Annotated in this window: 15 protein-coding genes; 7 read left to right on the top strand and 8 right to left on the bottom strand. The window is 67.8% G+C overall.

Features of this window, described 5'->3' with window-relative positions; all coding sequences use genetic code 11:
• The first annotated feature begins 21 nt into the window (after positions 1–21).
• The 3 genes from AC50X6_RS10490 to AC50X6_RS10480 all read left to right on the top strand — a co-directional run bounded on the left by AC50X6_RS10490 (position 22) and on the right by AC50X6_RS10480 (position 1,621).
• The gene (locus AC50X6_RS10490) at positions 22–381 is read left to right on the top strand and encodes a non-heme iron oxygenase ferredoxin subunit (protein ID WP_494966157.1); all 360 of its coding nucleotides are present in this window, start codon (positions 22–24) and stop codon (positions 379–381) included.
• 96 nt (positions 382–477) lie between these two features.
• On the top strand, positions 478–1,275 hold the full coding sequence (gene sufC / locus AC50X6_RS10485) for a Fe-S cluster assembly ATPase SufC (protein WP_494966156.1): 798 nt from the start codon (positions 478–480) through the stop codon (positions 1,273–1,275).
• Positions 1,276–1,288: 13 nt separating this feature from the next.
• A complete protein-coding gene (locus AC50X6_RS10480; RefSeq protein ID WP_459317961.1) occupies positions 1,289–1,621 on the top strand; it encodes a metal-sulfur cluster assembly factor in 333 nt (110 codons plus the stop codon).
• Positions 1,622–1,744: 123 nt separating this feature from the next.
• On the opposite strand, the gene ypfJ is transcribed toward AC50X6_RS10480, so the two are convergent.
• On the bottom strand, positions 1,745–2,632 hold the full coding sequence (gene ypfJ / locus AC50X6_RS10475) for a KPN_02809 family neutral zinc metallopeptidase (RefSeq protein ID WP_494966155.1): 888 nt from the start codon (positions 2,630–2,632) through the stop codon (positions 1,745–1,747).
• Positions 2,633–2,690: 58 nt separating this feature from the next.
• Here ypfJ and AC50X6_RS10470 point away from each other — a divergent pair, with 58 nt between their 5' ends.
• Together AC50X6_RS10470 and AC50X6_RS10465 are read left to right on the top strand one after the other, a co-directional pair.
• The gene (locus AC50X6_RS10470) at positions 2,691–4,133 is read left to right on the top strand and encodes a class I adenylate-forming enzyme family protein (protein WP_494966154.1); all 1,443 of its coding nucleotides are present in this window, start codon (positions 2,691–2,693) and stop codon (positions 4,131–4,133) included.
• On the top strand, positions 4,126–5,358 hold the full coding sequence (locus AC50X6_RS10465) for a thiolase family protein (RefSeq protein WP_494966153.1): 1,233 nt from the start codon (positions 4,126–4,128) through the stop codon (positions 5,356–5,358). Before AC50X6_RS10470 ends, AC50X6_RS10465 begins: the two co-directional genes overlap by 8 nt.
• 44 nt (positions 5,359–5,402) lie before the next feature.
• Here the strand turns inward: AC50X6_RS10465 and AC50X6_RS10460 are convergent, their stop codons facing one another.
• From AC50X6_RS10460 to AC50X6_RS10450, 3 genes are read right to left on the bottom strand one after another with little or no spacing between them, the layout of a single operon-like run.
• The gene (locus tag AC50X6_RS10460) at positions 5,403–6,035 is read right to left on the bottom strand and encodes an energy-coupling factor transporter transmembrane component T family protein (protein WP_494966152.1); all 633 of its coding nucleotides are present in this window, start codon (positions 6,033–6,035) and stop codon (positions 5,403–5,405) included.
• Positions 6,032–6,751, bottom strand: a complete 720-nt coding sequence (locus tag AC50X6_RS10455; protein ID WP_494966151.1) for an energy-coupling factor ABC transporter ATP-binding protein — start codon at positions 6,749–6,751, stop codon at positions 6,032–6,034. The genes AC50X6_RS10460 and AC50X6_RS10455 overlap by 4 nt, the downstream gene beginning before the upstream one ends.
• Positions 6,748–7,434: a biotin transporter BioY gene (locus AC50X6_RS10450; protein ID WP_494966150.1), complete on the bottom strand. Its 687-nt coding sequence runs from the start codon at positions 7,432–7,434 to the stop codon at positions 6,748–6,750. Before AC50X6_RS10450 ends, AC50X6_RS10455 begins: the two co-directional genes overlap by 4 nt.
• A 276-nt stretch (positions 7,435–7,710) precedes the next feature.
• On the opposite strand from AC50X6_RS10450, the gene AC50X6_RS10445 reads away from it, so the two are divergent.
• A complete protein-coding gene (locus AC50X6_RS10445) occupies positions 7,711–9,309 on the top strand; it encodes an ABC-F family ATP-binding cassette domain-containing protein (protein WP_494966149.1) in 1,599 nt (532 codons plus the stop codon).
• A 65-nt stretch (positions 9,310–9,374) separates the two neighbouring features.
• On the opposite strand, the gene AC50X6_RS10440 is transcribed toward AC50X6_RS10445, so the two are convergent.
• Genes AC50X6_RS10440 through AC50X6_RS10430 form a run of 3 tightly spaced genes read right to left on the bottom strand, consistent with a single transcriptional unit; the run spans position 9,375 to position 10,969 of the window.
• Entirely contained in the window at positions 9,375–10,259 is an 885-nt protein-coding gene (locus tag AC50X6_RS10440; RefSeq protein ID WP_494966148.1) for an SURF1 family cytochrome oxidase biogenesis protein, read from the bottom strand.
• Positions 10,260–10,508 (bottom strand): hypothetical protein, encoded by a 249-nt coding sequence (locus AC50X6_RS10435; RefSeq protein WP_494966147.1) that lies wholly within the window; start codon positions 10,506–10,508, stop codon positions 10,260–10,262.
• Positions 10,505–10,969, bottom strand: a complete 465-nt coding sequence (locus AC50X6_RS10430) for a DUF3099 domain-containing protein (RefSeq protein WP_494966146.1) — start codon at positions 10,967–10,969, stop codon at positions 10,505–10,507. The genes AC50X6_RS10435 and AC50X6_RS10430 overlap by 4 nt, the downstream gene beginning before the upstream one ends.
• 151 nt (positions 10,970–11,120) lie before the next feature.
• On the opposite strand from AC50X6_RS10430, the gene fabG reads away from it, so the two are divergent.
• Entirely contained in the window at positions 11,121–11,846 is a 726-nt protein-coding gene (gene fabG, locus AC50X6_RS10425) for a 3-oxoacyl-ACP reductase FabG (RefSeq protein WP_494966145.1), read from the top strand.
• A 442-nt stretch (positions 11,847–12,288) separates the two neighbouring features.
• Here fabG and AC50X6_RS10420 read toward each other — a convergent pair.
• A partial coding sequence (locus tag AC50X6_RS10420; RefSeq protein ID WP_494966144.1) for an HNH endonuclease signature motif containing protein occupies positions 12,289–12,927 on the bottom strand: 639 nt, incomplete at its 5' end.

The raw sequence follows: 12,927 nt of genomic DNA, 5'->3' as shown, positions 1-12,927 counted from the left end.
TGGAGAACACGGAAACTTTTCATGACTGAACAGCCAAAGGGCGAGCTGGTCTGCAACGCCAGCGAAATCCAACTCAAGCAGGCGCTGCGGATCCTGATCGACGACTACCCCGTAGCGATCGTGAAGGACTCCATGGGCGAGATCCACGCCATCGGCGATACCTGCTCGCACGCGGACATCTCGCTCTCCGAAGGAGAGGTTGAAGGCTGCAAGATCGAGTGCTGGGGGCACGGGTCCCAGTTCGACCTGCGCAGCGGCGAACCGCTCCAGCTCCCGGCCTACGATCCCGTCCCTGTCTTTGCCGTGACCGTCCTGGATGACGAGGTCTACGTGGACTTCACCAACGTCCTGAACGGTGCCGCGGCTCCGAACTTCAGCTAGCCGCCGGCACCACGTCGCCGGCAACCCGCATCACAGAACTTATCGCCAAGAAACCGCACAGTGCCGGAGGGTACGGTGCAGAGGAGAACAAGACACATGTCTACTCTTGAGATCAAGGACCTGCACGTCAGCATTGACACCGAGCAGGGCACGAAGGAAATCCTGAAGGGCGTCAGCCTGACCATCAGGACCGGCGAAACGCACGCCATCATGGGCCCCAACGGCTCCGGCAAGTCCACCCTGGCATCCACCGTAGCCGGGCACCCGCGCTACAACGTCACCTCCGGCACCATCACGCTGGACGGCGAAGACGTCCTCGCCATGACCGTGGACGCCCGCGCCCGCGCCGGCCTGTTCCTGGCCATGCAGTACCCCGTCGAGGTTCCGGGCGTGAGCATGACGAACTTCCTGCGCACCGCCAAGACCGCGATCGACGGCGAAGCCCCCAAGCTGCGCACCTGGACGAAGGATGTCAAAGCTGCCATGGCCCAGCTGCGCATCGACGCCGACTTCACCCAGCGCAACGTCAACGAAGGCTTCTCCGGCGGCGAGAAGAAGCGCGTCGAGATCCTCCAGCTGGAGCTCTTCAAGCCGAAGTTCGCCATCCTCGACGAGACCGACTCCGGCCTTGACGTGGACGCGCTCAAAGTTGTCTCCGAGGGCGTCAACCGCGCCCACGCCGAAGGCAACATGGGAACCCTGCTCATCACGCACTACACGCGGATCCTGCGCTATATCAAGCCGGAATTCGTCCACGTGTTCGTTGACGGCCAGGTTGTGGAAGAAGGCGGCCCGGAGCTGGCGGACCGCCTTGAAGAAGAAGGCTATGACCGCTACGCCACCGGCGCAGGGGCGGCCGCCATCGCTGCCGCCGACGCTGCGGCCCAGGCTTAGTAAGGACTCCGCCATGACCGAACTGAATGTGGCCCGCACGGGCCTTGAGGATGTCGAAGAGGCGCTCAAGGATGTGATCGACCCGGAACTTGGGGTCAACATCGTTGATCTGGGCCTGCTGTACGGGCTGAAGTACTCAGACGACGACGGCGCCCTGCTCATCGACATGACGCTCACCACGGCCGCCTGCCCGCTCACGGATGTGATCGAGGAGCAGGTCGGTAAGTCCCTGGACGGCGTCGTCGACGAGTGGCGCCTCAACTGGGTGTGGATGCCGCCCTGGGGTCCGGAACGGATCACCGAAGACGGCCGCGACCAGATGCGCGCCCTCGGCTTCAACATCTAAATCCCGCTTACGACGACGCCGGCCCCGCCTCTGAAAGGCGGGGCCGGCGTCGTCGTTTCATCGATTGCTCCGCAAGTGCCCCAAAGGCACGTCAAAACGGCAGATATGGAGCGGTCGATGGGGCTACGGCGCGGCGACGGCGAACGTGTCGCACTGGTTGATGTCGCCCGTGGTATAGCCCTGGTAGAACCACTTCTGCCGCTGGGCGCTGGAGCCGTGGGTCCATGACTCTGGTGAGACCCGGCCGGTGGCTGCCTTCTGGATCCGGTCATCACCCACGGATGAGGCGGCGGACAGTGCGTCCTGGAGATCCTGCTGCGTCAGCGGTTCCAGGAACGGCTGGCCGGTGGCGGGGTCGCTCGTGGTGCTTGCGTGCCGCGCCCACAGGCCCGCATAGCAGTCGGCCTGCAGCTCCACCCGGACCGCGCCCGACTCCGGCCCCTGGGGATCCTGCTGCGCGCGGTCCAGGTTGCCGAGCACGTTCTGGACATGGTGGCCGAACTCGTGGGCGACGACGTACTCCTGCGCCAGCGGGCCGCCCGAGGATCCGAAGCGGTCAACGAGTTCCTGGAAGAAGCCCGGGTCAAAGTAGGCTGTCGAGTCGGCGGGGCAGTAGAACGGACCGATCTCTGACGTCGCCGCGCCGCAGCCGGTGCCGGTGCCGCCGGCGAAGATCACGGTCTGCGGCTGGGGATACTTCTTGTTGTACTGGGCCAGGTAGGCCGGCCAGAAAGCGTTGAGGCTATTCACGGTGCCCGTGATCCTGCAGTCGAGCCGGGCATCGGCATCGGCACCGGTCTTGCATGCCGGGCCGGTGCCCTGGCTCTGCGAACCCGGATCCTGCGTGCTGCCGGTGAGGCCCTCGAGCAGCTGCGGATCGACCCCGAGCAGGGCGGCGATCAGCAGCACAATGCCGCCACCGATCCCCACTCCCACCTTGCCGCCGCGGCCCATGCCCCGCCGGTCCTGGACTTGTGAGGGGTCCAGCTGGACGTTGTCATTGAAACTCATGCTGTCACAATATCGGTTACCGGGAACGGGAGCGCCAACGGCCGGTAAAGTTGATCCGATGCCCTTTCTCGACAGACTTCAGCGCTGGGCCGATGAGCGCCCCGACGGTACCGCCGTCGTCGTGGCCGGACAACGGCTGGGCTGGGCCGAGCTGCGGGATGCCGCCGCTGCGCTCGTTCCCGCCGCACCGGCCGTCGCTGTCCTCTCCGAACGCAACTCCGTGCAGTTCGCCGGTGCCTTCGCCGCGGCCGTCGCGGGCGAACGGCAGTGCGCCGTGCTGGATCCGGCCTGGCCGCAGCACCTGCAGGACGGGATCACGGACAAGATCCGGAAGACAGTGCCGTCAGCTCGCCCGGGAGCCTTCCCGGCTGGAGCTTTCCCGCCTGGCGTCGAACTGGCCGGCGTCGATCTGGCGGACGGACCGCCCGATTCGCCCTTCCTGATCGGGCTCACCTCCGGCACCACGGCCGTCCCGAAGGCCTTCACCCGGACGCGCCGGTCCTGGCAGCAGTCCTTCGACGCTTCCATCGAATTCTTCGGCCTGGCCCCGGAAGACAAGACGCTGGCCCCCGGGCCGCTGGCTGCCAGCCTGAACCTCTACGCCCTGGCCGAGTGCCTGTACGCTGGCTCCGAATTCCACACGCTGGAGCACTTCGACGTCGGCGATGCGCACGCCGCCGTGGTCCACGACGGGATAACGCGCCTGGTCCTGGTTCCCACGATGCTGCGGCTGCTCAGCGAGCGGGGCCTGATCGGCGGCGTCGACGCCTCGGGGATCCGCTCCATCATCTGCGCCGGATCAAAGCTCGACGCCCGGACCCTGGAAGCGGCGCGGCGCTGGGCGCCCAACGCAACGATCTTCGAGTACTACGGCGCCTCCGAGCTCAGCTTCGTCTCCGGTGCCGGCCTGCGCCCCGGACAGCAGCGGGAGCCGGGCGGAACCGGCATCGGGAAACCTTTTCCGGGCGTCGCAATCCGGATCCTGGATGACGATGGCGCGGAACTGCCGGACGGCCGTGACGGCACCATCTGCGTCCGCAGCGGAATGGTCAGCAGTGGCTACCTGTGGGGCGACGACGGCCATGCCCTCCGCTGCTTCGACGGTTGGTACACGGTGGGGGACCAGGGCCATCTCGACGGCGGAACCCTGCACATGCTGGGCCGCCGCTCGGACATGATCATCACCGCCGGAACCAACGTTTACCCCCACGAGGTGGAGCTCGCGCTGGCCTCGGTGCCCGGCGTCGCCTCCGCGGTGGCCGCCGGCCTGGCCGACGACATCCGCGGCCAGCGGGTGGTGGCCGCCGTCGTGCCTTCCCACGGCGGGATCACCGCGACCCAGCTGAAAGCGGGCGTCGAGCACGTGCTTGCACGGAACAAGCGGCCGCTGGAGTACTTCGCGCTGGCTGAGCTTCCGCTGACTGACCGCGGCAAGCTCAGCAGGCAGCTCCTGCTCGACTGGATCGCCGGCAACGACCCCCGGATCCGGCGACTTGGCTGAGCTCCGGACGACTGTTCCGGACGGACGGGCCGGGCCGGAGAATCAGCCCCCTCCGGACGACCGGCAGCCCGTCATCATTGCCGCACGCCGCACCCCGGTCTGCCGCGCCAACGGCGCCCTGAAGACCCTTCGCGCCCACGAGCTGCTGGCCCCCGTACTGCTCGGCCTGCTTGGGGACGCCGGGGTTTCGTCCTCGGCGGTGGCGGATATCGTGATCGGCAATGCCGTGGGCGGCGGCGGGAACGTGGCCAGGCTCGGGGCACTCGAAGCCGGGTTGCCCGTCAGTGTCCCTGGCATCACGGTGGACCGCCAGTGTGGTTCCGGGCTGGACGCAATTGTCCTGGCGTCCCGGCTTGTGGCGGCAGGCGGGTCCTTCGGCGGCGGCGTATATCTGGCCGGCGGGGTTGAGAGCATCAGCACGGCACCGCTCCGGGCCCACCGTAGTGCCCGGGGGGATCCCGAGTTCTTCTCGCGGGCGCAGTTTGCCCCGCTCAGCCACGGCGATCCGGACATGGGGGTGGCCGCAGAGAACGTGGCGGCCCGCTACGGTATCAGCCGGGTGCGGCAGGACGACTTTGCGCTGCGCAGCCACCGGCGTGCCATCGCGGCGGCCGCAGCCGGAGCGTTCGGCCGCGAGATTGTCCATCTGGCCGGGGCGAACGGTCCGGTGACAGGGGACAATGGCCCGCGCCGCGGCCTGTCCGGGCCGGTGCTGGCGCGCTTTCCCTCGGCTTTCGTGGCGGACGGTACCGTCACCGCCGGCAACTCCTGCTTCGACGCCGACGGTGCCGCCGCCGTCGTCATCACCTCTTTGCGTCATGCCCGCGAGCTCGGCGCCGCCGACGGGTTACTCGTGCTGGGCACGGACACCGCCGGAGTGGATCCGCAGCTCCCGGGAATCGGCGCGGCAGCGGCGGGAGACCGGCTGCTCGCGGCGTTGCACGTAACAACAGCCGAGCTGGATCTGGTCGAATTCAACGAAGCGTTCGCGTCGCAGGCCATAGCCTGCCTGGAGCAGCTGGGAATTGACCCCGAGCGTGCCAACCTCGACGGCGGGGCCCTGGCTTTGGGTCATGCCTACGGGGCCTCCGGCGCGGTGCTGGTTACGCGGCTCCTGGCCCAGGCACGCCGCCGCGGAGTGGAGGGACAGCTGGCCCTGGCCCTGATCAGCAGCGCGGGCGGCATGGGCACCGCCGCGCTGCTGGAATACCGCACGTTCCCCTGACCCCCGCGGGACATGTCCATTCCTGGTCCGCGGGAGGCGAAGCGTCAGGTGGCCCGGTCCTCAGCGTCACCCAGCCCCCGGGCGGCGAGGGCCTCCCCGGTCTGGCGGGCGAAGGCCACCGCGGTGATGAACACCGGCAGCACCAGGGCCCTCGGGTTCCGTTCCAGCCCGCGGGCCCGGGCGGAGTCCCGGACATCGGCGAAGGCTCCGGCGATGAAGGGGATACTGCGCAGCATGATGGCAATCGTCAGCGCGAAGCGTTCAGGATCCGCGCCGAAGCGCTCGAAGGGGCGGGCCAGGGAAGCCACACCGTCCAGGAGCGCCTGGACCGGAGTCGTCGCGGTCAGGATCGACGCCGCCACAACGCAGACCAGCACATTCAGCACAATCCGCGCCGCCGTGGGTCCACCGAGTTGCCACCACTGGAACAGGCCGATCGCCACGAGCACGGGCACAACAGGCCGGAGGGCCCGGACCAGCCGCGCAACGCCGGCCCCGCTGAGCAGGAACAGCGCGCACATGAGCACCAGCACCGCGGCGGCGGCCGTCCAATCGGAGATCAGGAACGACGCCATGCCGGATCCCAGCACCAGCAGGAACTTCAGCCACAGCGGAGAGAGGTGGACCACCGATGTGCCGGGCACATAGTTGGCGAGCAGGAAACCATGTCCGCTCATGGCCGCCCCGGCGCCATTCCCGCCGTGCACAGCGCACGGTAATGGGCCACGGCGGCCGCGGGCCCGCCGTCGAACACCACCTTCCCGGCGTCAACCACGAGAACCCGGTCCATGTCCTGGGCGAACTCAAGGTCGTGCGTGGACAGGATGATCTGCTGACCCAGCCCGGCCAGGGTCCGGCGCAGCAGCTCGCGGTTGCGCAGGTCCAGCAGGGTGGAGGGCTCGTCCAACACCAGCACCTCGGGGGCCACAGCCAGGACGGCGGCCAGTGCCAGGAGCTGGCGTTCCCCGCCGGAGAGCTCGTAGATGCTCTGGTCCGCCAGTGCCAGCAGCCCGAAACCCTTCAGGGCCGCCTCAGCACGGGCGCGGCGTTCCTGCGGGTTCCGCACGGACCGCCGCAGGGACAGCTCCACGTCCTCGCGACCCGTGGGCATCACCAGTTGGGAAAGCGGATCCGTGAAGACGAACCCAACGTGGCGCCGGACATCCCGCACCGCGCGGACGGTGTCGCGGCCGTCCACCATGACGGTGCCTGCACTCGGGGCTACCAGCCCGTTGAGGAGCCGCAGGAAGGTGGATTTGCCCGAGCCGTTCGCGCCGATCACGCCGATCCGCGGCTCCGCAAGGTCCAGTGACAACCCCTCGAGCAGGGTCTTGGGCTCGGCACGGCCGTCAACGGTCACGCGGACGGCCACCCGGTCCAGGACGACGCTCACGGGCGGGAGCTCACCGGCCCGGCAGCTGCCGTGCGGACGCGGCGGAGCAACAGGTCCGGGAAGGCCTTGTGCAGGGACAGTGCGATCGTCACGGCCAGTGCGTTCTTGATCACATCGCCGGGGTAATAGGCGAGGTCGGCGAGGAAGGCCGCGGACAGGCTCAGCTTGGCGTTGACCATCATGCCGAGGACGCCGAGGCCGTGGACGAAGATGATGCTGCTCACCATCGCTGCGGCGAAGAGGAGAACGCCGCGGATCTTCCCGGCGCGGCCCGCGGTCCGGCGGAGTACGACGACGGTCAGCCAGCCCGCCGCTGCGGCGGCGAGCGGGAAGGCCAGGATGTAGCCGGCTGACGGGCCGGCCAGGACCCCGAGTCCGGCGCGTCCGCCGCTGAAGATCGGCAGCCCGGCCAGTCCCAGGAGGACGTACAGTCCGACGGCGGCGAAGGCCCGGCCCGGGCCGAGCGCCAGCCCGGTGAGCATAACGGCGAGGGTCTGCAGCGTGATGGGGACCCCGAGTCCGCCGACGGGGATGGCGGCGATCAGCGCGGAACCGGCAACCAGGGCGGCGAAGACGGCGATCAGGCCGAGGTCGGTGGCGTTCCAGCGGTTGCGCCGCCCGGTTGCGGCGGCGGTGGCAGTGGCAGTGACGCTGGCCGGGACAACTTTGTCAATCTTGGTCATGGGTTTTCCTGTCGCATGGAACGGGGAAGCGGGTCCTGGCTGCCACGATACGGCGGCGGCGGCGGTGCGTTTTTGTAGGAGCCCCACTAGCGGGCGGCCCGGATGATGGAGACTGCCGCCAACGGCGGACGGGGCCCACCGGCAGGCTCTTGTCATCCGGCAGGGGCAAGGCCGGTAGACTGGTCGAGGCCGAACTCTCGGCCGCACTGCCCCGGCCCCTTCCAGATTCCATCCGTTGTGCCGCGGTGTTCCCTGTTGTGAAAGGCCTTAGCTGCATTGATTACCGTCCAGGATCTCGAACTGCGCGCCGGCGCCCGCCTCCTTATGGACCAGGTGAGCTTCCGGATCGACAAGGGCGACAAGATCGGCCTTGTGGGCCGTAACGGTGCAGGCAAGACCACACTGACCCGGGTGCTCGCGGGTGAGGGCCTGCCCGCCGGCGGCAAGGTGACCCGCAGCGGCGAGATCGGCTACCTGCCGCAGGATCCCCGGACCCCGGACATGGAGCAGCTGGCCCGCGACCGGATCCTGGCCGCCCGCGGCCTGGACATCGCCGTCAACAAGCTCAAGCAGACGCACGAGGACATGGCCAGCGAGGACGCCGAAGTCCAGCGCAGGGCCATGAACCGCTACGACCGGCTGGAATCGGAGTTCCTGGCCGCCGGCGGCTACGCGGCCGAGGCCGAAGCCGCCGCGATCTGCTCCAACCTGGCGCTCCCGGACCGTCTGCTGAACCAGCCGCTCAAGACCCTGTCCGGCGGCCAGCGGCGCCGTGTGGAGCTCGCCCGGATCCTGTACTCGGACGCCGAAACCATGCTCCTCGATGAGCCCACCAACCACCTCGACGCGGATTCCATCGCCTGGCTCCGCGAGTTCCTGAAGAACCACCAGGGCGGCCTGATCGTGATCAGCCACGACACGGAGCTGCTCGAGGCCACGGTGAACAAGGTGTTTTTGCTGGATCCCAACCGCGCCAAGGTCGACTTCTACAACATGAACTGGAAGCGCTACCTCCAGCAGCGCGAAACGGACGAGCGTGCCCGCAAGCGGGAGCGCGCCAACGCGGAGAAGAAGGCCCAGGTCCTTACCGACCAGGCCAACAAGATGCGCGCCAAGGCCACCAAGGCCGTTGCAGCGCAGAACATGGCAAAGCGGGCCGAGCGTCTGCTGGGCGGGCTCGAAGCCGTGCGTGCGACCGACCGTGTGGCGGCCCTGCGCTTCCCGGATCCGTCACCCTGCGGCAAGACCCCGCTCACCGCGGACGGCCTCAGCAAGTCCTACGGTTCACTCGAGATCTTCACCGACGTTGACCTTGCCATCGACCGCGGCTCCAAGGTGGTCATCCTGGGCCTCAACGGCGCCGGCAAGACCACGTTGCTGCGGATGCTCGCCGGCGTCGATAAGCCGGACACCGGCGAAGTCGTGGCGGGCCACGGCCTGAAAGTGGGCTACTACGCCCAGGAGCACGAGACGCTGGACGTGGACCGCACCGTCCTGCAGAACATGCGCTCCTCCGCCCCGGACATGAATGACGCGGAAGTACGCAACATCCTGGGCTCGTTCCTGTTCTCGGGCGACGACGTCGACAAGCCCGCCGGTGTGCTGTCCGGTGGCGAGAAGACCCGGCTGGCCCTGGCCACCATCGTTGCTTCGAGTGCGAATGTGCTGCTCCTCGACGAGCCCACAAACAACCTCGACCCCGCCAGCCGCGCCGAAATCCTCGGGGCCCTGAGCAACTACACCGGCGCCGTCGTGCTGGTGAGTCACGACGAGGGCGCCGTTGCGGCGCTGAACCCCGAGCGGGTCGTGCTGCTGCCCGACGGCATCGAGGACCATTGGAACGAAGACTACCTGGACCTGATCACGCTGGCGTAGCACCACCTGGGATCAACGGACCGCCAGGACTTCGGCGCCGGTGATCCAGCCAGGATGTCCGCTCCTCAGAGCCCCTGGGCGTCCAGGATGGCGTCTTCCTCTTCTTCCGCGGTCGCGTTCTTCCGCGTCCGGGGGACCGGCCGACGGCGGAGTGCCGGGCCGCTCGAATGCATGAAACCGCCATCTGCCCCGGCACCCTCGGCTTCTGCATCCTCGGCGTCAATGGCCGCGTTCCGCGCCTGCTGCCGGGCCGCGTAGCCGAAGCCGATGAACATCAGGACACCGAATGCGAACCACTGCAGCGAGTAGGACAGATGCGTTCCCTCAACTGTGGTCGGCTTGGGGAACGGGAAGGGCATCTCTGCCACGGCAGGGGTTTCCTCGGCGAGCCGGCCGTAGGCGCCGGTGAGCAGCGGATATCCCAGCTGCGCAGAGTAGGCAGGAAGGTCAATCGACGCCAGCTGGCCGTCAGGGGCGCCGCGCTGGAGCTCCGGCTCGGCAGGCTTCAAGCGGGCAATGACGGTCACGGTGCCCTCCGGCGGCGCAGGAACCGAGTCGGGCCGGCCCGGGTTCCTGTTGCCGATCGGCAGCCAGCCACGGTTGATGACGACGGTTTCGCCCGTTTCGAGGCGAAGCGGTACCACCACTTCGTAGCCGGGCTGGCCGTTGAGCGGCCGGTTGCGGACGATGCGCTGGCCGGACGGTTCGTAACTGCCCTTAAGTTCCACTTGGGTCCACTCGCGGTGCGCTTCCAGTGAGCTGAACTGGTCCGCGACCTCCGCGAACGGAACGGGCGTGGCGGAATAGTTGGAGGTGACGCGGTTAATTTCGGCCAGCGTCTCGGCCCGGCGGTCCATCTGCCAGCGGCCCAGACCCACACAGGCGGCGGCGAAGATCGCGGCCAGCAAAAGGTAGCCAAGCCATTTACTGGAGAAGAGAAAACGGTACATTCAGCGTGCCCTGCCTGCGGTGTCCAGCGCCGCGGTTTCTTTCCAGAGCCCGCGGGTCTGGAGATAGTCCTCGAGCCAGTCCCGGTGCTGTCCGCAGGCGAGCCAGATTTTGCGCCGCTCCGGCGGGTGGATTTTGGGATTGTTCCACAACAGCTGCCATTCGGCGCCCGCCCGGCAGGCCTTGCGGGAGCAGACCGCAGCGGGCGGCCCGGCCTCCGCGCCGTTTCCGGCCAGGTCAAGCAGGTTCATGAAACTGCCCGTCCGTGTTCGCCGTCGTCGGCACGTTCTGCGTCGTCCACCAGCTCACCCTGCAACAGTGTCAGCGACGGGTCCTCCGGCACGGGGAGCCCGGAACCGCCCACCGACGTGGACGCGGCGGCCGAGGCGTCGAGTTCGGCCAGCGGAGCGGAGTCCAGCAGGGACTCGCTGTGGATCTCGGCTTGGTCGCCGCCGTTGGCGACGATGACGGCAACCCAGGGCAGGAACACCGCGCCGATGATCGGGATCACCTTGAACCAGCCGTCCACCACAAAAATCAGGACCAGGCACACCATGCGGATCCCCATGGCTACGGCGTACTTGATCATCCGCTGGCGCATCTCTTCAGAGTGCGCGGTGGCGGCGTCAGTAATGCTGTGCACCTCGATGTCACCGGACGCTGCATCCGGGTCCCCGGGCATCGGCACACCTGATCGGTTGTTGATTGTCAAGACTGTCAGATCACGCTCCCAAGGCTTACTCCAATTCTCTCACCATCGGGGGTGCCGCCCAAACACAGGGCTGCCGGGCGCTAAGATCGAAGGCAGGAAAATCCAGCCCCCAGCGCGGCATTGTCCCGCCGCAGAATCCCGGAGCAGCAACATGCCTGAAACAGCAACCACCGGCCGCAGCGTCCTGATCACCGGCGGCAACCGCGGAATCGGCCTCGCCATCGCCGAGGCCTTCCTAGCCAACGGGGACAAAGTGGCCGTGACCTACCGCAGCGCATCGACGCTCCCCGCGGGCATCCTCGGGGTCACTGCGGACGTCACCGATGAAGACTCCGTGGACGCCGCGTTCGCCGCGGTTGAGGCCGCGCACGGCCCCGTCGAGGTGCTGGTGGCCAACGCCGGCATCACGAAAGACACCCTGCTGATGCGCATGAGCGAGGACGATTTCACCTCCGTCATCGACACCAACCTCACCGGCGCCTTCCGCGTCATCAAGCGGGCCTCCAGGGGCATGATTCGAGCCCGCAAGGGCCGAGTGGTCCTGATTTCCTCCGTCTCCGGCCTCTACGGCGCGCCGGGCCAGATCAACTACTCGGCTTCCAAGGCCGGCCTCGTCGGCATCGCCCGTTCCCTGACCCGCGAACTCGGCGGCCGCGGCATCACCGCGAATGTGGTGGCACCCGGCTTCATCAACACGGACATGACGGCGGAGCTGCCCGAAGCAACCCGGAAGGATTACCTCGATAAGGTCCCGGCCGGCCGCTTCGCCGAAGCCTCCGAGGTGGCAAACGTCGTCCGCTGGATCGCCAGCGATGAGGCCGCCTACATTTCCGGCGCCGTCATCCCGGTCGACGGCGGCCTCGGCATGGGCCACTAGGCCTCCGTGCGGTCGGCTGGTGGCTAGGTGACCTGAGGGATCCTGTAGTTCCTGGGGATCCTGGAGTCGATCTGTTCCCAGGTTCCGTCGTAATTGACGCGGCGGTGGCAGTTCCGAGCGGTTAGCCGCAGGCCGGAGGTCGCTGACGGGGGCACGCCGACGATCGCCCGCCCGCAATTGACCTGTTGTGGCTCCGACGACGGTGATCTTGGACCGGCCGTCGCCGAGTCCGTCCCCGGCTCCTGTCGGAACCGGACATCGAAGATTCAATCAACTTCCGCTGCAAGGCCGTCACGGCCATAGGCGGCAACATGGTTCCGTCATGCCAATCAGGTCAGGACCCACTTTGGACACAGGCGCTGATACCTGCAGGCCACCAACGTGGATGGGTCGCAGCCAGCAAAAGTGCGGCTCGAACCTGCGCGATCAGTCGCCGCGGCAATCAGGCATGTAAGAGGAATAGCTCGGGGACGGCTTCATAGGCGGGGTCTGGCCAACGCGGAACGTCGGTGCCAGCGGCTGGGAGTTTGTGCCCGGCCGTGAATGAGTGCCAGTCCGGGCCGGGGTCCGGGGGCAGTTTCAGGTCCGGGTCCGGGCCGGGGTCCGGGGGCAGTTTCAGGTCCGGGTCCGGGCCGGGGTGCCCGGTGGGCGGCGGGTCGGGATGATGGCCTGGTTCTGCGGGCAGGCTGTGGTCCGGGAGTGTGTCCGTGGTCATGGTCGCGGTCATGTCTGTGGTCGCGGTCATGTCTGTGGTCGCGGTCATGGCGAGGGACCAATCGGGCCAGTGGGGTGGTTCCCAGTCCTGGTGTTCGCTGGGGTAGTGCCTGTTTGTGGGTGAGGTCCATCCTGGCGGGTGGTTTTTGCTGGCGCCGGCGGGTGTCCAGGCGGTGTTGTGTTTGAGGCGGTGGTGGCGGGGGCATGCTTGTCCGAGGTTGGCGATGCCGGTGGTGCCTTCGTCGGCCCAGGCCAGGAGGTGGTCCGCGTCGTTGTCCAGGGAGTGGTTGTTGCAGCCGGGGAAGAGGCATCTGCCGTCGCGGAGCCGGAGCCATTGACGCTGGGCTTTGGTGAGGCGGTAGCTGGT

The organism is Pseudarthrobacter sp. HLT1-7 (assembly GCF_059383435.1).
Note: the sequence above shows the minus strand (reverse complement) of the source record. Positions and strands in the feature narration are given on the sequence as shown.

Bases quoted from the DNA above. Each gene is read 5' to 3' on its own strand.
- AC50X6_RS10450 (WP_494966150.1), bottom strand. From the start codon at position 7,434: ATGACCAAGATTGACAAAGTTGTCCCGGCCAGCGTCACTGCCACTGCC.
- ypfJ (WP_494966155.1), bottom strand. From the start codon at position 2,632: ATGAGTTTCAATGACAACGTCCAGCTGGACCCCTCACAAGTCCAGGAC.
- sufC (WP_494966156.1), top strand. From the start codon at position 478: ATGTCTACTCTTGAGATCAAGGACCTGCACGTCAGCATTGACACCGAG.
- AC50X6_RS10480 (WP_459317961.1), top strand. From the start codon at position 1,289: ATGACCGAACTGAATGTGGCCCGCACGGGCCTTGAGGATGTCGAAGAG.
- fabG (WP_494966145.1), top strand. From the start codon at position 11,121: ATGCCTGAAACAGCAACCACCGGCCGCAGCGTCCTGATCACCGGCGGC.
- AC50X6_RS10435 (WP_494966147.1), bottom strand. From the start codon at position 10,508: ATGAACCTGCTTGACCTGGCCGGAAACGGCGCGGAGGCCGGGCCGCCC.
- AC50X6_RS10490 (WP_494966157.1), top strand. From the start codon at position 22: ATGACTGAACAGCCAAAGGGCGAGCTGGTCTGCAACGCCAGCGAAATC.
- AC50X6_RS10440 (WP_494966148.1), bottom strand. From the start codon at position 10,259: ATGTACCGTTTTCTCTTCTCCAGTAAATGGCTTGGCTACCTTTTGCTG.
- AC50X6_RS10470 (WP_494966154.1), top strand. From the start codon at position 2,691: ATGCCCTTTCTCGACAGACTTCAGCGCTGGGCCGATGAGCGCCCCGAC.
- AC50X6_RS10460 (WP_494966152.1), bottom strand. From the start codon at position 6,035: ATGAGCGGACATGGTTTCCTGCTCGCCAACTATGTGCCCGGCACATCG.